Source organism: Candidatus Accumulibacter cognatus (assembly GCF_000584975.1).
GTDB classification, from domain to species: Bacteria; Pseudomonadota; Gammaproteobacteria; order Burkholderiales; family Rhodocyclaceae; genus Accumulibacter; species Accumulibacter cognatus.
The window spans coordinates 1-20,265 of sequence record NZ_JDST02000119.1 but is presented as its reverse complement, the minus strand read 5'-3'; the positions used below and the strand labels follow the sequence as shown (position 1 = coordinate 20,265).

At 61.5% G+C, this 20,265-nt stretch carries 15 protein-coding genes and 1 pseudogene; 13 read left to right on the top strand and 3 right to left on the bottom strand.

Annotated elements, in window-relative coordinates; translation table 11 throughout:
• Window positions 1–187: 187 nt before the first annotated feature.
• The 3 genes from AW06_RS21205 to AW06_RS21195 are packed head-to-tail and all read left to right on the top strand — an operon-like array spanning window position 188 to window position 3,042.
• Entirely contained in the window at window positions 188–1,849 is a 1,662-nt protein-coding gene (locus AW06_RS21205; protein WP_273704882.1) for an AAA family ATPase, read from the top strand.
• A 5-nt stretch (window positions 1,850–1,854) separates the two neighbouring features.
• A complete protein-coding gene (locus AW06_RS21200; protein WP_273704881.1) occupies window positions 1,855–2,667 on the top strand; it encodes an ankyrin repeat domain-containing protein in 813 nt (270 codons plus the stop codon).
• Between the two features lie 54 nt (window positions 2,668–2,721).
• On the top strand, window positions 2,722–3,042 hold the full coding sequence (locus AW06_RS21195) for a hypothetical protein (RefSeq protein ID WP_273704880.1): 321 nt from the start codon (window positions 2,722–2,724) through the stop codon (window positions 3,040–3,042).
• Window positions 3,043–3,074: 32 nt separating this feature from the next.
• Here the strand turns inward: AW06_RS21195 and AW06_RS18575 are convergent, their stop codons facing one another.
• Window positions 3,075–3,749: an NUDIX domain-containing protein gene (locus AW06_RS18575; protein WP_324577405.1), complete on the bottom strand. Its 675-nt coding sequence runs from the start codon at window positions 3,747–3,749 to the stop codon at window positions 3,075–3,077.
• 113 nt (window positions 3,750–3,862) lie between these two features.
• Here AW06_RS18575 and AW06_RS18570 point away from each other — a divergent pair, with 113 nt between their 5' ends.
• From AW06_RS18570 to AW06_RS21190, 7 genes and pseudogenes are all read left to right on the top strand, one after another.
• Entirely contained in the window at window positions 3,863–4,657 is a 795-nt protein-coding gene (locus AW06_RS18570) for an isochorismatase family protein (RefSeq protein ID WP_034953332.1), read from the top strand.
• Window positions 4,658–4,692: 35 nt separating this feature from the next.
• Window positions 4,693–5,415: a VWA domain-containing protein gene (locus tag AW06_RS18565; RefSeq protein ID WP_034953330.1), complete on the top strand. Its 723-nt coding sequence runs from the start codon at window positions 4,693–4,695 to the stop codon at window positions 5,413–5,415.
• A gap of 10 nt (window positions 5,416–5,425) precedes the next feature.
• Window positions 5,426–6,145: a protein phosphatase 2C domain-containing protein gene (locus tag AW06_RS18560; RefSeq protein WP_034953327.1), complete on the top strand. Its 720-nt coding sequence runs from the start codon at window positions 5,426–5,428 to the stop codon at window positions 6,143–6,145.
• Window positions 6,129–7,610 (top strand): hypothetical protein, encoded by a 1,482-nt coding sequence (locus AW06_RS18555; protein WP_034953325.1) that lies wholly within the window; start codon window positions 6,129–6,131, stop codon window positions 7,608–7,610. Before AW06_RS18560 ends, AW06_RS18555 begins: the two co-directional genes overlap by 17 nt.
• 348 nt (window positions 7,611–7,958) lie before the next feature.
• A pseudogene (locus tag AW06_RS18550) lies at window positions 7,959–9,199 on the top strand (IS110 family transposase).
• A gap of 1,163 nt (window positions 9,200–10,362) precedes the next feature.
• Window positions 10,363–11,493: an ABC transporter substrate-binding protein gene (locus tag AW06_RS18540; protein WP_034953319.1), complete on the top strand. Its 1,131-nt coding sequence runs from the start codon at window positions 10,363–10,365 to the stop codon at window positions 11,491–11,493.
• Between the two features lie 33 nt (window positions 11,494–11,526).
• A complete protein-coding gene (locus AW06_RS21190; RefSeq protein WP_273704879.1) occupies window positions 11,527–15,585 on the top strand; it encodes an EAL domain-containing protein in 4,059 nt (1,352 codons plus the stop codon).
• 48 nt (window positions 15,586–15,633) lie between these two features.
• Here AW06_RS21190 and AW06_RS18530 read toward each other — a convergent pair whose 3' ends face one another.
• The gene (locus AW06_RS18530) at window positions 15,634–16,713 is read right to left on the bottom strand and encodes a hypothetical protein (protein ID WP_138678916.1); all 1,080 of its coding nucleotides are present in this window, start codon (window positions 16,711–16,713) and stop codon (window positions 15,634–15,636) included.
• Between the two features lie 446 nt (window positions 16,714–17,159).
• Between AW06_RS18530 and AW06_RS18520 the strand changes: the two genes are divergently transcribed.
• From AW06_RS18520 to AW06_RS18510, 3 genes are read left to right on the top strand one after another with little or no spacing between them, the layout of a single operon-like run.
• Window positions 17,160–17,561: a hypothetical protein gene (locus AW06_RS18520; protein ID WP_034953311.1), complete on the top strand. Its 402-nt coding sequence runs from the start codon at window positions 17,160–17,162 to the stop codon at window positions 17,559–17,561.
• On the top strand, window positions 17,537–19,021 hold the full coding sequence (locus AW06_RS18515) for a hybrid sensor histidine kinase/response regulator (RefSeq protein ID WP_273704878.1): 1,485 nt from the start codon (window positions 17,537–17,539) through the stop codon (window positions 19,019–19,021). The genes AW06_RS18520 and AW06_RS18515 overlap by 25 nt, the downstream gene beginning before the upstream one ends.
• A gap of 1 nt (window position 19,022) precedes the next feature.
• Window positions 19,023–19,673 carry a response regulator transcription factor gene (locus AW06_RS18510; RefSeq protein WP_034953309.1) on the top strand — a complete coding sequence of 217 codons (651 nt, stop codon included), beginning with the start codon at window positions 19,023–19,025 and terminating at the stop codon, window positions 19,671–19,673.
• Between the two features lie 77 nt (window positions 19,674–19,750).
• Here AW06_RS18510 and AW06_RS21185 read toward each other — a convergent pair.
• A partial coding sequence (locus AW06_RS21185) for a hypothetical protein (RefSeq protein WP_273704877.1) occupies window positions 19,751–20,265 on the bottom strand: 515 nt, incomplete at its 5' end.

Sequence of the window (20,265 nt, the reverse complement as noted above, 5' to 3'; positions counted from 1 at the left end):
CGTGTGTCTAAACTTCAGTTCTCGAATACAACGGACTCGACACGTCCCGCGTCAAGGCCAGATATCACAAGGTGGCGGAGGCCATCGCACGCAATGACTTTTGCGCCGCACAGGTCAAGAAGCTGGCCAATCTCAGTCATGGCAGGTTTTACCGGGCCAAACTCGATGATGCAGCCCGGCTGTTGTGTTGTTTACCCTGATTCGTTACGGCGATGAAAGCTGCGCGCTGATGCTGGAAGTGATCAGTAACCACGATTACGACAAGTCGCGCTTTCTGCGCGGGGCGGCAATCGACGACGAAAAGATTCCGGAGATTGGCGTCGATGAAGCGATCAGGGAAGCGCAGCCGGTACGCTACCTGCACCCGGAGCGTACGACGATTCACCTGCTGGACAAGCCAATCTCCTTCGATGACACCCAGGAGGCCATCTATCGCCGGCCGGCACCGCTGATCGTCGTCGGCTGCGCCGGTAGCGGCAAGACCGCGCTGACCCTGGAAAAGCTCAAGCACGGAGAAGGCGAGATGCTCTATGTCACCCACTCCGCCTACCTTGCGCAGAGCGCCCGGGCTCTCTATTACGCGAACGGCTTCGAGCACGCCGCTCAGGAAGCGGTATTCCTCTCGTACCGCGAGTTTGTCGAGTCGATCCGGGTGCCGCCGGGCCGGGAAGCCGGCTGGCGCGACTTTGCCGGCTGGTTCGCGCGGCTGCGGCAGGCATTCAAGGAGTTCGACGGCCATCAGGTCTTCGAAGAAATTCGTGGCGTTCTGGCGGCCGCTCCCGACGGCGTTCTCACACGCGATGAATACCTGGCGCTCGGTATACGCCAGTCGATCTTCCCCATCGAGCTGCGCGACAAACTTTACGATCTGTTCGAGAAATATCGCGACTGGCTCGCCGAGGCGAAACTCTACGACCTGAATCTCGTTGCTCAGGACTGGCAACGGCTGGCCGCGCCACGCTACGACTTCGTGGTCATCGACGAGGTGCAGGACATCACCACCGTGCAACTGGCGCTGGTTCTCAAGACCTTGCGGGAACCTGGCCATTTTCTGCTCTGCGGCGATTTCAACCAGATCGTCCATCCCAACTTCTTTTCCTGGAGTCAGGTCAAGAGCCTTTTCTGGAAAGACCCCAAGCTGGCCGAGCGGCAGGAACTGCACGTGCTCACGGCCAATTTCCGCAACGGCCTGGAGGCCACGCGGGTCGCCAACCAGTTGCTGAAAATCAGGCAAAGGCGCTTTGTCTCGATCGACCGCGAGAGCAACTTCCTGGTTCAGGCGGTGGGCAGCGACACTGGACAGATTGCGCTGATGCCCGACAAGGAGCTCGGCAAGCGCGAACTCGACCAGAAGATTCGCCAGTCCACCCAGTTCGCCGTGCTGGTGATGCGCGACGAGGACAAGGTGGAAGCGAGAAGGTACTTCGCCACGCCGCTGCTGTTCTCGATTCATGAAGCCAAGGGCTTCGAATACGAGAACATCATCCTCTACCGTTTCATTTCCGACCATCGCGCCGAGTTCAGCGACATCGTCGAGGGCGTTGCCCGCGCCGACCTGGCCGTCGAAACCTTGGACTACCGGCGGGCCAAGGATAAGAGCGACAAGTCGCTGGAAGTCTACAAATTTTTTGTCAATGCCCTCTATGTAGCGCTGACGCGCGCCATCCGGAACATCTACATCATCGAGTCGGACACCGCGCATCCACTCTTCGCACTGCTCGACCTGAGCCTCGGCCAGGTCAGGGTCGAGGCCAGACAATCGACCCTAGGAGACTGGCAGAAGGAGCGCGCAAGCTGGAGCTGCAAGGCAAGCAGGAACAGGCCGAAGCGATCCGTCGCACAATTCTGAAGCAGGTGCCGGTACCCTGGCCGGTGTTCGAGGAGACCAAGGTCATCGAACTGTTGGTCAAGGTGTTTCGCGAACAGGCACCTGGCGCGAAATGGAAGCAGCAACTCTACGAATACGCGACTTGTCATGATGAGCCGCAACTGGCCGAATGGCTGGCGTGCGAGACCAGATTCGAGCCGGCGAAATATTTTTCGCAGCAACGCGCGACTTTCGGCCGCAAGACCTACATCCCTTACTTTGCCCACCATTTCAAGGATATTCTCAGGCAATGCGAGCAGTACGGCATCGACCATCGCTTGCCAATGAACCAGGCGCCATTGATGGCCGCAGCCGTTACCGGCAATGTGCCCTTGGTGGAAGCCCTGCTCGAACGCGGCGCCAACCGCGAGGCGGTCGATCACTATGGCTACAATGCGCTGCACTGGGCCTTGCGCGAGGCTTTCCGCGATGCCAGGTTTGCTGGAGGTCCGCTGGCCGCCCTCTATGAACTGCTGGCGCCGGCGAGTATCGACGTCAATACCGGCGATCGACTGGTGCGCATCGACCGGCATCTGTCCGAATACTTCATATTTCAGACGCTGTGGGTGCTGTTCAAGTCACGCTTCACCCACTGGCAGCGTCGCGCCAACGGCGCCTTCGATACGCAGGCGATTCTCGGCGCCTGGCAGCACCTGCCGGCCAATATCGTCCGTCCCGAACGCAACAAACGCCAGCATCTTTCCGGCGTGCTTGCCCGCAACGAAATCCATCGCGATTACGCCTACAACCGGGCCTTGTTCATGCGCGTCGCGCAGGGCTGGTATCAGTTCAATCCCTGACTCTCGGTACGGCAGAGGCAGGGGGATGAAGAACAGTGGACGCCGATCTATACGGTGCTCAATCTGCCGCTGATCAACGAATTTTCCCGGCCGGATAGCCGCCGGGAGTCTACTGGATGGGAGCGGCTCCCGGATGCCATCGACCACTATCTCACCTTGGGCGGCCTGCAAAAACGCAACGCGCCCATCGCCACCGAGCGCGCCGTGGCCTTGGAGGCGGTTCGCCAGGTTGAATTAAAAAAGGCGTTCCGGGAACACCGGCAGGCAGCTCGGGCCGGTGCTGCGCCATTGAATTCGAGTGGGGAAACGAAAGAGCGCCAGCGTCCTGAAGCCGAACGTCTGCTGTGGGAGTGGGAGGAACGCAAGAAACGTTGATTTCTCCGGCGAATTTCTCCGGCGCGGGCGCCTCACTGCCCACTCCGCCCGGTTTTCCGAGGGGCCGACTGACTCAAGGTTCTGTCGAAGGTCATCATCTTCTTCAGGCGGTAAATCTGCGCGGGCCGCTGGTTGCCGACCTGAAAGCTGCCGGCGACCTGATCGAGCAGATCGAGTTCCTTGATCTTTCTCCGGAAGGAACTCTTGTCCAGCGGTGATCCCAGCACCTGTTCGTAGATCTTCTGCAGTTCTGCTAGCGTGAAGGTTTCCGGCAGCAGGTAAGCAGGCAGAACGGAATAGGCCGACTTGCTCCGCAACCTGTCGACCGCTGCCTGAATGATCGCCGGGTGATCGAAAGCGAGCTTTTGCAACTCGTTTACCGGCTGCCAGGTGGCCTCGGTCGTCGGCGATACCAGGGCGAAATAGGCAATGCTCGCGGACCAGCCGCGCGGGTCTCTCTGATTTCCGGCAAACGTCGCAAGCTGTTCGAGGTAGGGCGGCTTGATGCCCATCTTCTCGCGCAGAATGCGGTAGGCCGCATCCTCCGCATTCCCATCCTCCTGCGCATGGACGTATCCCCCAGGCAAGGCCAGCTCGCCGGCAAAGGGGGCGTTCGGGCGCCGGATCAGCGCCACACACAGCACATCGAGACAAAGGGTCATCAGAACCACATCGACGGTGACGATGATCGGTGGGTACATGGCCATGGTTTTTCCGGCGATTCAGGATGAAAAAATTTTACCCGAGTTAGTTGCATTTAGCAAATATGCTTGCTACACTATGCTTAGTGGCAAAACGCCACGAACATCGGGAGAACGTTATGAAGAAGACTCACTTGCTCATCATTGACCCGCAGAATGACTTCTGCGACATCGCGGGTGCTGCGCTGCCGGTTGCCGGCGCCAATGCTGACATGCAACGCCTGGCGGCATTTGTCGATGCCCACGCCGCTCGTCTGTACGACATCCACGTCACATTGGATTCGCACAACCCGGTGGATATCGCTCACGCTTCCTGGTGGGTGGATTCGCTGGGGAATGCGCCTTTGCCGTTTACCGTCATCAGCCAGGCCGACATGGTTGCCGGGAAATGGCGCGCGCGTCATCCTGACGCACAGGCACGCAGCGCAGCTTACGTCAGGCAATTGAGCCAGGCCGGGCGTTATGCGCTGGTGATCTGGCCCGAACACTGTCTGATCGGTAGCTGGGGACACAACATCCAGGTCGATCTGATGGGCGCACTCAACCGCTGGGCGCGTAACCGGATGGAAATCGTAGACTATGTCACCAAGGGATCGAATCCCTTTACGGAACATTACAGTGCCGTTCAGGCAGAAGTGCCTGACGCTGCGGACCCGTCCACCCTGGTCAATACCCGGTTCATCGACACGCTCGCTCGCGCCGATCAGATTCTGATCGCCGGGGAAGCGCTGTCGCACTGCGTGGCCAGCACGGTGCGCGACATTGCCGCAAATTTTGGCGACGACAACGTCAGGAAGCTGGTGCTGCTCGAAGACTGCTCGAGTCCGGTGACGGGCTTCGAGTCTCTCGGCGCCGATTTCATCACTGAGATGACGGCTCGCGGCATGCGGGTCATGAAATCGACCGATTACTGATTACTGCATACCACAATCCAGACAAGGAGCTGAGGATGAAACTCATCGACATGCAATCGGGAAAAGCCGCCGGATTCACGTTTTCCGCGACACGCCCGGACAAGCTCGGGGCGACCGAGTACACCCTGGTCAGCGTGGTCACCGACAGAACCGGCAGCGTCGGTCATTTCGCGAAGGAACTGCTGGCAATGAAACGCGCCGTCGTCGAGGCATGCCAGAAAAGCCCGCGCGCTGCCTACCTGCTGCTGCGGCAGCTCGAGTTCAATACCCGTGTCACGGAGATCCACGGTTTTGCCGAACTCTCCTCGATTGATCCTGCCGCCTATGTTGTCCCCACCACCAGCGGCATGACTGCCCTCTACGACGCGACCATGGCCGCTGTCTCGGCGACTAATGCCTACGCGAAAAAACTTGCGGACGCCGACTTCGGTGTCAATGCCATCGTCTTCGTCATTACCGACGGGGACGATAACGCATCGACCTCGTATGGCCCGAAAGACATCGCCAGAGAAGTGCTTGCAGGGGTGAGCGCAGAGTGGCTCGAATCGATCCGGGTCGTCCTGATCGGCATCAACGCGGCCCAGTATCGCTTGCAACTGCAAAGCTTTACAGCCCAGGCCGGGGTCGACCAGTATGTGGACGTCGCCGATGCCACTCCCGGTACGCTGGCCAAGCTGGCGAGATTCGTCAGCCACTCGATCTCCTCACAATCGCAGAGCCTGGGGACCGGTGGTCCGAGCTTGGCTCTGGTGTTCTGAGGCGCGGGCGATGGGAGTCGACAGCTACTTTGCCATCGGGTCTGCGCATGCTCTGGCTGCCGAGCCCTGCCAGGACTATGCCACGCACGAGAGCAGCACCAGTGGATGTTACGGAGTGGTCGCCGACGGCTGCAGCAACTCGGCCGGTCGCCCCGACATCGGGGCGCGTCTGGTGGCCATGGCGATGCTGCGCGCCATGCAGCAAGTCGCGGTCGAGGAGGTCGAGAGCCAGCTGCTTGCCAGCCTGCGCGCCACCTTGTCACAAGGGTATGCCAGCCATGCCGACCTCCTGACGACCGTCGGCGGCTTCGTCGAGCGAAACGGCGAGGTCGATGCCTGGCTCTGGGGGGATGGCGTGCTCTACGCCGAGTACCCGGATGGCAGCAAGGTTCTGAAAGTGGTGCAGTGGGACGGGAACATCCCGCTGTACCCGGTCTACCTCCTGGAGGGCCACCCCGGTCTGACGGGAATGATCGAGAGTCACGACGGGGAAACGCAAGCCTTGTCCGGTGGCCTGCACTGGAAAGCCGCGAAACCTCGGAAATTCCTGATCGCCACCGACGGGATGCTACAACTCGATCATACCGGGGTGGTCGATGCCGTGTCGCAACTGACGGCGTACAAGACTCTCGCCGGCAGTTTTCTCAAACGCCGTGCGCTGCGTGCCCTGAAAGGCATGCCGCCGGCTGACGACATTGCCGTGGCGGCTTACCATGAAACTGATCGCTGAAAACAGGGGAACGGTCATCCTCGACGCCTGCCATCTCGTGGCTTCCGGTGGAGAGGGTTCGGTGTATGCAAAAGGCGGCGAGGCGTACAAGCTCTATCATCAACCGCGTGATCTTTCGGAAAAGATCCGTCTGTTGCAAGCATTCGCCCATCCTGGCGTGGTCCACCCACGTGGCGCGCTACGCGACGAGCAGGGAGGCTTCGTCGGCTACTGGATGGAACGTCGCCATGGCACCTCGCTTCCGAACCTGTTCGCCGAAGCGTGGCGCAAAGCCAACCACTTCGGTGCCGCGGAAACCACGAAAACCGTCCTCGCCATGCGCGAGATCGTCAGTTTTGCTCATTCGCGCCAGGCATTGCTGGTGGATGCCAACGAGTTTAACTGGTTGGTCGATGGCACCACTCCCTGGGTGATCGATATCGATTCGTGGCAGGTCGGCCCTTACCAGGCGAGCGCCCTGATGCCGTCGATTCGGGACTGGTCAGCGACCGAATTCTCGGAATATACGGACTGGTTTGCCTGGGGCATCGTCACCTTCCAGATCTTCATCGGGATCCATCCGTATAAAGGCATCCACCCGGCGTTCGGTCGGGGCAAGCTGGTCGAGAGAATGATCGCGAACGCGTCGATCTTCGATGCCGGAGTCCGCTTGAATTCTGCTGTCAGAAGCCTGGACGAGGTTCCGACCAGGCTGCGCGAATGGTATCGGGCGACCTTTCAGGAGGGGGTGCGTACGCTACCGCCAGCGACACTCGATGACACTGGCTTGGCGTCGCCAGGATATCGCCGTACTTACCATGGCGATGCGGTCGTGTCGGTGACCCAACTATCTTCACCCCTGCCGCCAGCGGCCGGATTTCCCGCAACGTACGTCGCCCATGACCGTATGTTGCGTATCGGCGGCAGGCTGTTTGCCGTGGTCAATGATTCGGACCGCGGTTTGATCGAACTCGACGAAGCCGGAATCGTACGTACCTCCTGGCCGGTAATGGCCAACGCGACGGTGTTTTTCCGTACAGCCGGTTTATCGAATTACCTCGGTCAGCCTTATCTGTTGACCGTCGCCGACCAGGTCAACATCTTTCCTGCGGCGTTCCTGCGTGCTCAGAAGATCCTCGACGTCTTTTCCGACAACGGCATCTTCGCCATCGTTCTGGCGCAGGATCCGCGGACAGCGTTGGTCTCGCGTTATCTGTGTCGTCTCGAAGCCGGCCAATGGCGCGCCATCGAGCAGGAGCACACGGAGGAGACTTTCATCAATGCCGCTTCCACAGGTAGTGGCATTGTCGGCTACATTCCCGGTAACGGCGAACTGCGGGTCTATTCGAGCAAGACCTTTGCACAACACCAAGTGCAGTCTGCTGCAGTCAAGGCGGAAATGATCCTGGAACAATTAAATGGGCAAATCGTTTTTCGTTCCGGGGGCCTGATGTACCGACTTCAGGTGTCTGCTCGCGGCGCATAGTGGCCATAGGCAAGTTGCATTCTGACGGATCTTTCCCCACCTTCGCTCTAATAATTTCAAAGATTTAGATCATTTTTAGGCATGTAAAGGTGCTAACGGCCATTGCAGTTGCGGCCACCCTGGATGATGAAAGAAGATTCAAGTGGGGAAGCGGCGGGGAGATGTCGCGCAACATTTTGGCGGTTTGACCCCGCAAGCTAACGTGACCCGCTGAACCGACTCGTACCCCGGATTGCTGCCATCGAGCGCACACATTAAAAGGGCCGCTGGCGACTGGTCGCCTTCAGGCAATTTCGGTTCTGGCACCCACCGCTTCCCGCCTTTGAATGTATAGCGAAAGGAGACGGTATCGAAATGGTTTCCATTCACAAACGAGTCATCGGGCTCGACGTTCATCAGGCTCAGATCACAGCATGCGCGATCCTTGAGGAAGCGGATGGCGAGACACGCATCGAGCAGCATCAATTTGGGGCCTTCAAAAAGGACCGGCGGGCACTGGCGGTTTGGGCGGCGGCGCTGAATCCCGACGAAGTGGTCATGGAAAGCACGGGCATCTACTGGAAGAGCCCCTATGCGGCGCTGGAGGGGGTGGGCATCCGGGTGAAGGTGGTCAATGCCCGTCACGTCAAGCAGGTGCCTGGGCGCAAGACCGATGTCTGCGACGCCCAGTGGCTCGCAACCCTGGCGCGTGCCAGTCTGCTGCGTGGGTCCTTCGTGCCATCGGCCAAACTGCGTGAACTCCGTGTGATCTCCCGGCAACGACAGAAGCTGGTCAGTCTGCTTACCTCCGAGAAGAACCGCATGCACAAAGAGAACCGCATGCACAAAGTGCTTTCCGATGCAGGCATTCGCTTGGGCGTGGTCGTCAGTGATCTCCATGGCCAGTCGGCACGCGCCATGATCAAGGCGATTCTCGACGGCCAGCCTCCGCATGAGGTGCTCAATCTCGCCAGCCGACGTCTCAAAGCCAGCCGCGAGGAATTGTACGATGCCCTCCAGGGCGAATTGACCGCGAGCCATGGGTTCGTTCTCGACGAACTGTTGCGGCCTATCGAAGAACTGGAAGCGCGCATCGCCCGTTTCGATGCGCGACTGCTCTCTGAGTTGGCGAGCGAGAAAAATGCACTGGCACTGCTGCAAACCTTGCCGGGTGTCAATGTCATCGGCGCGGCCATGCTGCTGGTCGAAAGCGGCAGCGACATGAGCGTTTTCGGTACCTCAGACCGCCTGGCTTCCTGGGTCAGTATCTGTCCGGGTAACCACGAGTCGGCGGGAAAGCGCAAGTCGGGGCATATCCGCAAGGGCAATCCCTACGTTCGCCGACGCCTGTGTGAGTTCGCTCACGCCGCCAGATGCACAAAGTCGGCGTTTCAGTTCAAGTTCCAGTCGCGGATAGTTCGCCGCGGTTACAAACGAGCCATCGTCGCTGTGGCTCACAAAATGTTGCGCACCATCTTTTTCATGCTCAAGCGGGGCGAATATTATCGGGATTCCGCCACCCACTATGAGCAGCTCACCGTGCAGAGCGCAACGCTTCTCGCTGGATCAAGGCTTTGACTCGCTTCGGCTTCATCCCCGCAGCCGCTTGATTCGCGCCAACCCATTTGCATGACCCATGGTGGTCAGGCCTTCGTTCGCCTTCTGGGTCGCTTCTTTCAAATTAATGTTTTCAAGCACTTAAAGATCTGCGAGGGAAGACCCGTCTGACTTACCCATCCACCCTGTATTTTCCCGGTATTCCTCTTCCGTGTGTCGGAGCGCAGACTCGTACGTCGCTGACGAGACTTTCACATTAACCAGCCCGGATCGTGATTTTCGACACTGGGCGGATGGTCAAGGTGTGTGAAGATCAATTCCGTAGTCGGTCTATGGGTGGACATGGGAGTTGTCGATGAAATTGCGGGCTATCTGCGTGGTATGTCTAGGGTTGCAAATCTGCCAACTGGCCGTTGCCGGTTCATTGTTCAGATGCGAGGTCAATGGCCGAGTCGAGTACTCGGATCGACGTTGTCAGCCGGCGAAACCGACCTGTTCGGAAAGGGATGGTAAGGAACTGCAGCATGGGCAGTGCGCTCCGCCATCGGATACGAGCAAACCGCCAGCCTTGTTCCCCGTCCCCGTTGTTCAGGTCCGTACCGGCAATGGCGTGGACTGGCCCGGCCGTCTGGCGCTCAATGAGATTGCGAGCAGCATCGAGGGCAGGCAGCGTACGGTGGATGTCAGATCTGGCAGCATCAGTTCCCAGAACGTCGACGGCAGGTCGGCCAGTGAGGGAAAAAGGTAGATTCACCCGAAGGGGAAGCAGTCGTTCAAGCCGATCCGAACCGCATCGGAAATCCATATGTTCGACGCATGTGTTGCCGGAGATCAGCGCTGATCATCGACGATTCATGCTCATCGTCGTGAAATCCCTGTGGCAGTACAGGAGCGAAGAGAGCAGACTGCTTTGGCCTGAATGAGGTGATGGGGCATAGAACACGTCCCTGCTTCCCCTCACCCCTCGACGGCCTGCTCTGCATCTGAGTGGTTTCGGCGGCGCGCAGCGGTACTCTACGAAACCTTGCCTTCACCTTCGTGAGCAAGGGCGTCAGGGAACCATCTCAAGGGATCCACCCAACATTCATTCGCCCTATTCTTGGACATCAAGCCCGAGATTCTGCATAATGTTCCGGATAACTTCAGGCTATCAGACTGCAGCGTGAAGCGCCTTGTCAGCGCTACCTGTTTCGACGGATGTCGAGAGGATCGATCCTTGGCTGTAGAGAGTTCGCTTCCACGCTTGTGGCAATTTGTTGCGGCCCTGCTTGCGATTGGTGGCGCATTGGCTGGCTGTGTACCGCCGGAGCCGCTACGCCTGGGCTTCCTCGGCGGTCTCTCGGGTCGGGTGGCCGACCTGGGAATTGCCGGCCGGAATGGCGCAATGTTGGCCGTCGAAATTCGCAACAGCAGCGGTGGTGTGAACGGCCGGGTGGTCGAACTGCTGGTCGAGGACGACAAGCAGGACCCGGATCTTGCCAGAAAGGCCGTCGGCCGCCTGTTGGAGCGCAAGGTCGAGGCGATCATCGGGCCGATGACCAGCGCCATGGCGGTGGCTACGGTGCCGCTGGTCAACGAAGCCGAACTGGTGATGCTCAGCCCGACGGTGACGACAACGACGCTGACCGGGATTGACGATCACTTCCTGCGGGTCATCGCTTCGACCGCCGAATACGCGCGGATCAGCGCTGCTGATCACTTCGAACGATTGGGACTCCGACGTGTCGCGGTCGCCTATGATCTGCGCAATCGGGCCTATACCGAAGGCTGGTTGGCGGACTATCGCCACGCCTTCGAATCGGCTGGTGGCACGCTCAACATCACCGTTCCTTTCAGTTCCAGCGAGGAAACCTCGTTTGCTGACCTGGCGGGGCGTCTTCTCAGTGCCAAACCGGAGCTTGTGTTGATCCTGGCCAATTCGGTCGATGCCGCTCTACTCGCCCAGCAGATTCGCAAGCGTGATGGCGTCGTACGCATTGGCACCTCGGAGTGGGCTGCCACAGAGCGTCTGATCGAACTGGGTGGCAAGGCGGTCGAAGGCGTCATGATCGCACAATTTGTCGATCGCGACAGCACACAGCCCGCTTATGTGGCCTTTCGCAGGCGCTACGTCGAGCGCTTCGGCCAGGAGCCGGGATTTGGCGGCCTCACCGCCTTCGACGCGGCGAACGTGGTGCTCGATGCACTCGTCGCGAGACAGCCCGGTCAAACCCTGAAGCAGGTCATTCTTGTGCGCGGCGTGTTTTCTGGAGCCCAGTCGGAGATACGTTTCGATGCCACTGGCGATGCAGCTCGTGAGACCTATCTGACCACCATCCGTGATGGCTCCTTTGTGCGCCTGCATTGACCAACCTCCAGGAACGACGAGACCAGGGCAATAATGTCACGTTCACTACGATTCTGGTTGTCGCTTGGACTGTCGTCGCTGGTCGCGCTGGCCATCCTGACGCTCATCGCAGTGCTGCTCGGTGTTCTCCTGCCGCGTCTCAACGCTGGTGTGGAGGCCCAGAACCGTGCGCTCGGCACAACGACTGCGACGCAGATCGATGCTTTTCTAGCGGAATTTTCTTCTAATCTTGCCCTCCTGGCTGACGATGTCGGCAGCCAGCCGAGGATGGACACCGCCGAACTGCGCGTCATGCTCGATACCCTGGCCCAGGCGGATGGCGCCATCGAGTCGATCTACGTCGTCGATGGCGCCGATCGGGTTCTCGAAGTCGGCTTGCCGAAGGCTCGCCGTGCCTTGCGCGACAACCAGCTCGGCGTCGATTTCTCTGGCCGCCGCTTTGTGCACGCGGCACGTGTGCAGCAGCGTCCAGTGTGGTCTGATACCTATCTGTCGTCCAGTGGACACATCGTGGTGGCGCTGGCCATGCCATTGACAATCTCAATGGAATTGGCCACTGCGGCACCCAGGGAAGGCGTCGTGGTGGGCGAACTCAATCTGCAGGAAATTTCGCGCTTTGCCGAATTGCTCGCCAGCGCCGCCGATGTGCTGCCGGTCATCGTCGACCGGCGCGGCAATGTCGTCGGACATCCTGACGCCGAGCGTGCCCTGCGTCAGGAAAACCTCAGCCACCTGCCACCACTGAGTGGGGGTGGTGCGGCCTCGCTGCAAACCGCGCGATTCCGTCTGGACGGCATCGACTACATCGGCAGCAGTACGCCAATCCACGAGGCCGGCTGGACGGCGCTGATCGCGCAGCCGACCGAGCAGGCCTTTGCCACCTTCCGTTCGACACTGTGGTCGCTAGCCTTCGGCAGTCTGCTGGCGCTGCTGCTGGCAGTCATTGCGGCAGTGCTGGCGAGCCGGCGGATGACGATGCGGCTTGGCCAGTTCGCCAGACACCTGGAAGCGGTGGCCGATGGCAATTACCACGCGCAGATTCCACCTTCGGGTACCGACGAGATCGAGAAGCTGGCGCAAAGCATGCGCCGCATGGCACAGGCTGTGCTCGAACGGGAAGCGCTGCTGCGCGAGAGCGAGGCCAAATACCGCGGTGTCGTCGAGAATACCCGCGACCTGATCATTCGCGTCGATCGCGAGGGGCGACTGTATTTCGTCAATTACATGGCCGAGACCTATTTAGGCCTGCCGGCCGCTGACTGTCTCGGACTGTCTGCCTTTGATTTCGTCCACCCCGATGATCGCGAGCGCACCCGACAGGCTTTTTTCACATGGAGGGAAACCGATGGCCCGGCCTTGCAGTTCGAGGTCCGGCAGACTGCGCGCCATGGTGCGGTGCACCTGCTGCAGTGGAACATCGTCGCCGACCATGCGGATACCCATGGCAACGCCGCCATCGCAGGCTTTTCAGGCATTGGCCGCGATGTCACCGCCGAACGAGCGGCAGCCGAGCAGCTCGCCGCATCGGAAGAGTATTACCGGGAGCTGTTTCGCCAGGCGCCTCTGCCCTACCAGTCGCTGGACATGGATGTGGCAATTCTCGATGTCAATGAGGCCTGGCTCACCCTGCTTGGCGGATATGCCCGTGACGAGGTGCTCGGGCGTCCGATTACCGATTTCCTTGAGGATCGTTCACTGCCGGTGCTTGCCGAGAACTTCCCGAAATTCGTCGCTGCCGACCATAGCGAAGGCTCGCTGTTCGATCTGCGGCGCAAAGACGGTGAAATGCGTACTGTGCTCATCAACGGCCGGATCACTCATGATCGGCAGGGGTTGGCGCGCTCGCACTGCATCCTGACCGACATTACCGAGCGCCAGCGTGCCGAAGAAAGACAGCGACGGGCGGATGAACTCCTTGCCCTGCAGGCGGCACGCGCCACGGCGCTGCACGAAATGCTGCGCGCCGCCGAGCGGATGTCAGAAGCCGAATTCATGCCGTACTGCCTCGAAGTGGTCGAGCGCTTGACCGGCAGCGCGATCTCTTTTGTCCATTTCGTTGCTGACGATCAGGAGACGATCGAGTTTGCGGCGTGGTCGCGGCGCACGCTCGACGAATACTGTACGGCAGCTTTCGACAAACATTATCCGATCAGCCAGGCCGGTATTTGGGCCGATGTCGTCCACCGCCGCGAGCCGATGGTCTGCAACGACTATGGGTCAGCGGAGGGCCGTCGTGGTCTGCCGCAAGGGCATTCGCCACTGCTTCGGCTGGTCTGCGTGCCGGTCATCGCCAACGGCAAGGTGCGGCTGATCACTGGCATCGGCAACAAGACCGAACCCTACACGCCGCTGGAGATCGAGACCCTGCAACTGATCAGTCAGGAAATCTGGCGCATTGGCGAGGAGCGTCGCGCCGAGGCAGCGCAGCGTCTTGCGGCGACCGTGTTTTCGGCGAGTGCCGAAGGCATCTGCATCACCGACGCCGAGGAGCGCATTCTCTCGGTCAACCCGGCCCTGCTTGCTCTTTCGGGTTATACGGAGCATGAACTGATCGGGCAGAGCTGGAAAATTTTCTCGTCCGGGCGGCACGACACCGACTTCTATCAAGCGATGTGGGAATGCATCCTTGAAGTCGGCGTCTGGCGCGGTGAGGTATGGAGCCTGCGCAAGAATGGCGAGATCTTTCCCGTGTGGCTGACCATCACCGCCGTTCGCAATGCGGGCGGCGAAGTGACGCATTACACCGGGACTTTCCTGGACATCAGTGAGCGCAAGCAGTGGGAGCAGGATATCCACTTCCTTGCCCACCACGATGCGCTGACCAAGCTGCCGAACCGCACCCTGCTCGACGATCGGATTCGTCAGGCCATTGCCAAGTCGAAACGCAATCACGACCACATGGCGGTACTGTTCCTCGATCTCGATCACTTCAAGCTGATCAACGATACGCTCGGACACGACATCGGCGACCGCCTGCTCGAGCAACTCGCCCAGCGCCTGACGGAGGTGTTGCGCCAGACCGAGACGGTGGCGCGGCTGGGCGGCGACGAGTTCGTCATCGTCATCCCCGAACTGGCGGCCATCAGACGCGTGGCCGTGGTCGCCAGGAAAGTGCTGGAGGTAGTCGCCGCGCCGTACCTGCTCGAAGGCCGCTCGCTGCACGTGACACCGAGCATCGGCATCAGCGTTTATCCGGAGGACGGCGATGACGCGGCAACCCTGCTGCGCAACGCCGACACGGCGATGTATCACGCCAAGGAACGTGGCCGCAACAATTTCCAGTTCTTCACGCAGGCGATGAATCAGAGCGTGCAGGAACGGGTCACGATCGAGAACGATCTGCGTCTGGCGATCGAGCGAGGCGAGTTCCTGCTTCATTATCAGCCGCAGGTCGATTGCCGCAGTGGCAAGGTGATCGGCATGGAAGCGTTGATTCGTTGGCAGCATCCGCAACGGGGTCTGATTGCTCCCGACCGTTTCATCGCCATCGCCGAGGAGACCGGGCTGATCGTGCCGATCGGCGAATGGGTGCTCGGCGAGGCCTGCCGCCAAGCCAGGCGCTGGCAGCTCGGCGGACATCCCGGTTTGCGCATCAGCGTCAATCTGTCGGCGCGGCAGTTTCAACAGCGGGACTTGAGCGCACGGATCTCGGCCATGATTCACGCCTCCGGGATCGATCCGGCAAGCCTCGAACTCGAATTGACCGAGAGCATGCTGATGATCGATCCCGAACAGGCGACGGCAGTCTTGCACCAACTCGCCGCCGCAGGCGTGAAAATGGCGATCGACGATTTCGGCACCGGTTATTCGAGTCTTGCCTACCTGAAGCGATTTCCGGTGACGCGCCTGAAAATCGACCGCTCCTTCGTACGCGACCTTGCCAATGACAGTAACGATGCCGCCATCGTCGATGCCGTCGTGGCCATGGCGACCAGCCTGAAGATGGAAGTCATCGCCGAAGGAGTCGAGACCATCGCCCAGCTCGACTACCTCGAAGCGCACGGTTGCCATGCCATCCAGGGCTACTACTACAGCCCTCCGGCAGCGGCGGAATCCTTTGTCCGTTTCCATTACAACCGCAGGGCAGGTTAGTCGGTCGTGCTTCCCGCGGGTACTCCAGGCAGTTCGCCGAAGTTCAACTCATGTCTGCGCAGGTGAATGGGTTTGCGTGAGCGGAAGCGGCTTCTGCTGGTGCGTACGTGCTAGCCAAGACGACCAGAGATCCCGCAATACCCATCCTTGGCGATGGGCTGGGGGCGGCATGCTGCGGCATCCGTATCGGGCACCCTGCCCGGCGTTTGCTCGCCATCCGGCCAGCAGCGCCAGGCCCAGACCCAGCATCGCGATGGCCGATGGCTCGGACACCGTGGGTACCGGGCTCAGCAGCGTGAACTTCAGGCCGTCCGCCGGCAGACCGGTGTCGGTGTCGATAGCCTGGAAGCTCAGCGCGCCGCTGTGGCTGAAGTCGGCCAGCGCCGCCGAGAAGTAGCCGGTGTCAGCGGTGCCCCGCACCTCGTAGATGCCGTGGAAGATGACGTCGAGCCAGAGCGTGTCGCCCAGGTCCATCGTGATGGGTTTGCCTACCAGCAGCACGCTCAACTCCATGCCGTCCAACACGCCGTAGTCGAATTCACGGCTGGTGGTGAACCAGCGAGTGCGCCAGTCATCCGTGGCCGTGGGTGGCCCGTCCGGCGTGACTTCGGCACTGCCAAACCAGGCGTCCTTGAGAAGGTAGGGCTTTGCCAGGCCTGGTAACGGCACGCGCAGGCCCCAGAACACCTGCTCTTCTGCGCGCGCCCTCAGGTTGGAGGCGATACCGCCCGCCAGCAGCAAGCCATGGCTGGCGTGCGTGACATTGAATTTGATTCTCGGGCCGGTCCACGCATCATATTCAACGAGGTAGCGGTTGGTCAGCCAGATCTCGTTGCGGGCGAAGTTCCATGGCCCGGCGTCCAGGTAGTTGCCGGTGAGCCGGGCATAGCTGTGGAAGCTGCTGCCTTCGTCTTCCTGCTGGAAGTCGGCCCAGGCCTGTACGTTGTCGACGCTGAAGGGTGACCCCACGGGCTGGCCAGCCGGCGTGGCGGTCTTCGCATGGCGACCCAGGGCAATCCACTCGGACGCGCTGGCGACCGAATAAGCACTGGACCAGGGCGGTGGCGCCTTCAGCACACTGGTGAAGCGCGCGTCCGAGCTCATGCTCAGCACGTCGACTTCGGCCAACGCCGGCTGGCAAGCACCAGCAGCCCTGCGAGCAACACGGTGCGACCCGGCAGGGTCGGTGGGGGCATGCGCTCGTTCTTGGTACAGGATTGGTTCGATCGGTTCGACCTGGGTGGAGGCGCCGGTCGCTCGTCCAGAGCGAGCCATGCCACATCCGCCCGGCCCACCGGGGAGTTTTGCAAAAGGCTCATGATTGACTCCTTATTGACTTGCTTGACATCGATGAACGAATGGGACCATCTGCGGCTGAGGGCCTGGGCGCGCCAGGCGCGCGTAATCGTCAAGCACCGCGCGTTCGAAGCGTGGCTGGCGCGCCGGCCACTCCCAGGCCCGCCTGCGCATCGCGACTTTGCACCTTTGCGCCCACTCGTGCCAATCCACTTTATGTCGTACGACAAAGCAACTACCTTGTCATCCCGTCCGACCTTCGTTGGTGCCCGGTGATCATGTCCGTCCCGACTGCTGTCCGAGTGATTCCGCCCGACTCGCGTGAACCCTCGCTCGACGAACTGGTCGAGTTCGAGGTGTTCGACATGGTCGCGCGCGGCTTGCCGGAGGGTTTCGGCAGCGGCTTCGTGCCGCTGGCCGTGTCTGCGGTTCTCCTGCAGCTCCTGGCCTCGCCGCCCCACCTCGTGCAATGGGTGATGGCGGTCGCTACCGTCCTCGGCCTCGGGCTGCTGTTTGGCTTCCTCTACCGGCGCCACCCGCCCGCGCTCGACGGCGTTGCGGGATGGCGGCATTGCCTGTATGTCCTGGTCGGTGCGAGCGGCCTGTCCTGGGGGGCGCCGGTTGGCTATTCGTACCGGCGCCCTGGCCAGCCGAGATGGTCGTTCTGGCGCTGCTGCTGAGTCTCGCCGCAGCGGTGCTTGCCAACATCGGCGCGAGTCTGCCGATCTACGCAGTCTTCATTGCCGGTGCATTGCTGCCAACTGCGGTCTACCGCGTCCTGCTCGGCGGTGCGATGAACCTGGGGCTGTGTATCGGTGCGCTGATGATGATGCTCGTGCTGACGTTGTTCGCGTCACGCCTTGCCGCAGCGACACATCGATCGCTGCGTATCGGTCACGAGAACCGACGGCTCGCGGGGGCGCTGGAGCAGCGCACCCGCGAAGCGGAACGGGCCAACCTCGACAAGTCGCGCTTCATCGCTGCGGCCAGCCACGACTTGCGCCAGCCGGTACACACGCTCGGCCTGCTGCTCGATGTGCTGCAGGGGCAGTCGCTGAGCCTGCAGGCACAAGAGACTGTCACGCGCATGGCGCATGTGCTCGACTCACTGGACTCGCTATTCGCGGGGTTGCTGGACATTTCAAGGCTGGACAGCGGCGCGATTGAACCGCGGCGCACTGATTTCGCACTGCGTCCGCTGCTGCTCGCATTGACCGACGAATTCAACGCGGAGGTACTCGCCAAGGGCTTGTCGCTGCGCTGTCGTGCCAGCGATGTCTGGATCCGCAGCGACCCGTTGCTGCTCGAACGCATCCTGCGCAACCTGCTCGCCAACGCGGTGCGCTATACCCTGCGCGGCGGCATCGTCATCGCCTGCCGGCGGCGCGCTGCGCTGCTGCGCATCGAAGTCTGGGACAGCGGCATCGGTATCGCCGACGCGCAGCAGGGTGCGGTATTCAACGAGTTCTACCAGGTTGCCAACCGGCAGCGTGACCCGGACCAGGGCCTGGGGTTGGGGCTGGCAATCGTGCGCCGCCTGGGAGCGCTGCTCGGCTGCCCCATCGAGCTTCGTTCACGCCTCGGGCGCGGCAGCGTGTTCCGCTTCAGCGTGCCGCTGGCGATTGTTCCGGAACCGTTGTCCGATGCTGCCCCGGCCGTAAATGATGCCCAGGCGGCTTTGCCGCCTGGTTGGCCAGAGCGGCAGGTACTCGTCGTGGAGGACGATGCGCACGCCCGTGACGCCCTGGTCAGCTGGCTCGCCTCCTGGGGTTGCCAGGTCGTCTCCTGCGCCAGCGCCGCAGCAGTGCGCGAGGCGCTGGAGACGATTCCCGCCGCGCCGGATGCACTGGTCACCGATTGGCGTCTGCCCGGCGGCGAGGATGGACTGGATGTGGTTCGACTGGTACGCCAGCGTTTTCGCGCCACGCTGCCGGCAATCCTGATCACCGGCGATGCTCTCGACGACGCGCGCCGTCTTGCCCGCGAGCATGGCGTCGTGCTGCTGCACAAGCCGGTTCGCCCTGCCGCGTTGCGCGCGGCGCTGGGGGCGCACTGGCTGACTGCGCGGGTCGCGGAAACGGTCGCGGCGCCATCTCCCCCTCGCGCGGGCGCTCCAAGGCGGCAGGAAGGAGCATCGTGACATGAAGAAGATCCTGATCATCGAAGACCACCCAATCTATCGCGACGGGCTGGCAGTGCTGGTGGCGCAACTGTTTGCCGAGGCGCAGGTCGAGCAGGCGGGTGACGCAGCGATGGCACTCGAACAACTGGCGCAGGACGATACCTTCGACCTGGTGCTGCTCGACCTCAAGATGCCTGGGCTCGACGCCAGTACCGCCCTGGCAGTGCTGTGCCGTCGCCATCCGGCAGTTCCCGTGGTGGTGGTTTCCGCCGACGACGATGCCGCCACCATCCGCGCCTGCATGGACGCCGGCGCCAGCGGCTACATCCCGAAGTCGGCGCGACGGGAGATCCTGTCCGCCGCATTGGCCATCGTCGCCGACGGTGGCTTCTACCTGCCGCCGGCCTTGCACCCGGCGCCGGCGACCGCCCCGAGAACGACGGCCAGTCCACTGACGGTGCGCGAGCGCGAAGTCCTGCAGGGAGTTTGCGCCTGCGAGCCGAACAAGACCATCGCCCGCCGCCTGGGGATCTCCGAAGCCACGGTTCGCGCGCATCTCGGCGCGGTCTTCCGCGCGCTCGGCGTCACCAATCGTACGCAGGCAGCGCTCAGCGCCCAGCGGCTTGGCCTGTGCGACGCGACGAGCGGCCCGAGTCACTCCGATGCATGAGCCATCCCGTCGCGCAGATCCGCGCCTGCCAGTGGGTGCAGCGTATCGAGAGCCGTCGAGGTTTCCTGGCAGGAGTGTCATGAGGTAGAGGACAGGCCTTCGCCTGCCTGTGCTCGGCGCCCAGCAGCGGCAGAATCCGTGCGCATGCAGTGAATATCGAGTTGCAGGGCGGTGGCGAATTCCAGCCAGGGCCGGGCGGCGGCAAGCCCCGCCATGCTATGAAGGCGCGCACTGGCGAGACAGGCGTGATTGCCGCCGAGAGACAGCCCGCGTGGCTGAGTGAGTGGTCGAAGCCATGCGGTTTCGGAGGCTTCCTGCGCCGCAAAGGGCAACAAGGTGAGCTTGAGGATGGCAATCGACGACAAGGCATCGTCCAGCGGCACACCCCGGTCGATCAGCTTGCTGGCGACTTCAGCGATGTTGACCGGGATGGCGTGGGCGTTGAGGATGCCGGGTTCCACCGCCTGCCAGCCTGGTTCGTTGTGCAGGTAGGCGAGGATCGCGGACGCATCGAGAAACTCCCTGCTGCGTGAGCCACTGCCCGGCCGGCGTATTCTCGCCGAACGAACCAGCCGGCGAGATATGGTCGGTG

What these genes read in the sequence shown, in the direction of transcription:
- AW06_RS18575 (WP_324577405.1), bottom strand. Translation starts at nt 3,749, where the DNA reads ATGGCCATGTACCCACCGATCATCGTCACCGTCGATGTGGTTCTGATG.
- AW06_RS18570 (WP_034953332.1), top strand. Translation starts at nt 3,863, where the DNA reads ATGAAGAAGACTCACTTGCTCATCATTGACCCGCAGAATGACTTCTGC.
- AW06_RS18565 (WP_034953330.1), top strand. Translation starts at nt 4,693, where the DNA reads ATGAAACTCATCGACATGCAATCGGGAAAAGCCGCCGGATTCACGTTT.
- AW06_RS18560 (WP_034953327.1), top strand. Translation starts at nt 5,426, where the DNA reads ATGGGAGTCGACAGCTACTTTGCCATCGGGTCTGCGCATGCTCTGGCT.
- AW06_RS18555 (WP_034953325.1), top strand. Translation starts at nt 6,129, where the DNA reads ATGAAACTGATCGCTGAAAACAGGGGAACGGTCATCCTCGACGCCTGC.
- AW06_RS21190 (WP_273704879.1), top strand. Translation starts at nt 11,527, where the DNA reads ATGTCACGTTCACTACGATTCTGGTTGTCGCTTGGACTGTCGTCGCTG.
- AW06_RS18520 (WP_034953311.1), top strand. Translation starts at nt 17,160, where the DNA reads ATGTCCGTCCCGACTGCTGTCCGAGTGATTCCGCCCGACTCGCGTGAA.
- AW06_RS18515 (WP_273704878.1), top strand. Translation starts at nt 17,537, where the DNA reads ATGGTCGTTCTGGCGCTGCTGCTGAGTCTCGCCGCAGCGGTGCTTGCC.
- AW06_RS18510 (WP_034953309.1), top strand. Translation starts at nt 19,023, where the DNA reads ATGAAGAAGATCCTGATCATCGAAGACCACCCAATCTATCGCGACGGG.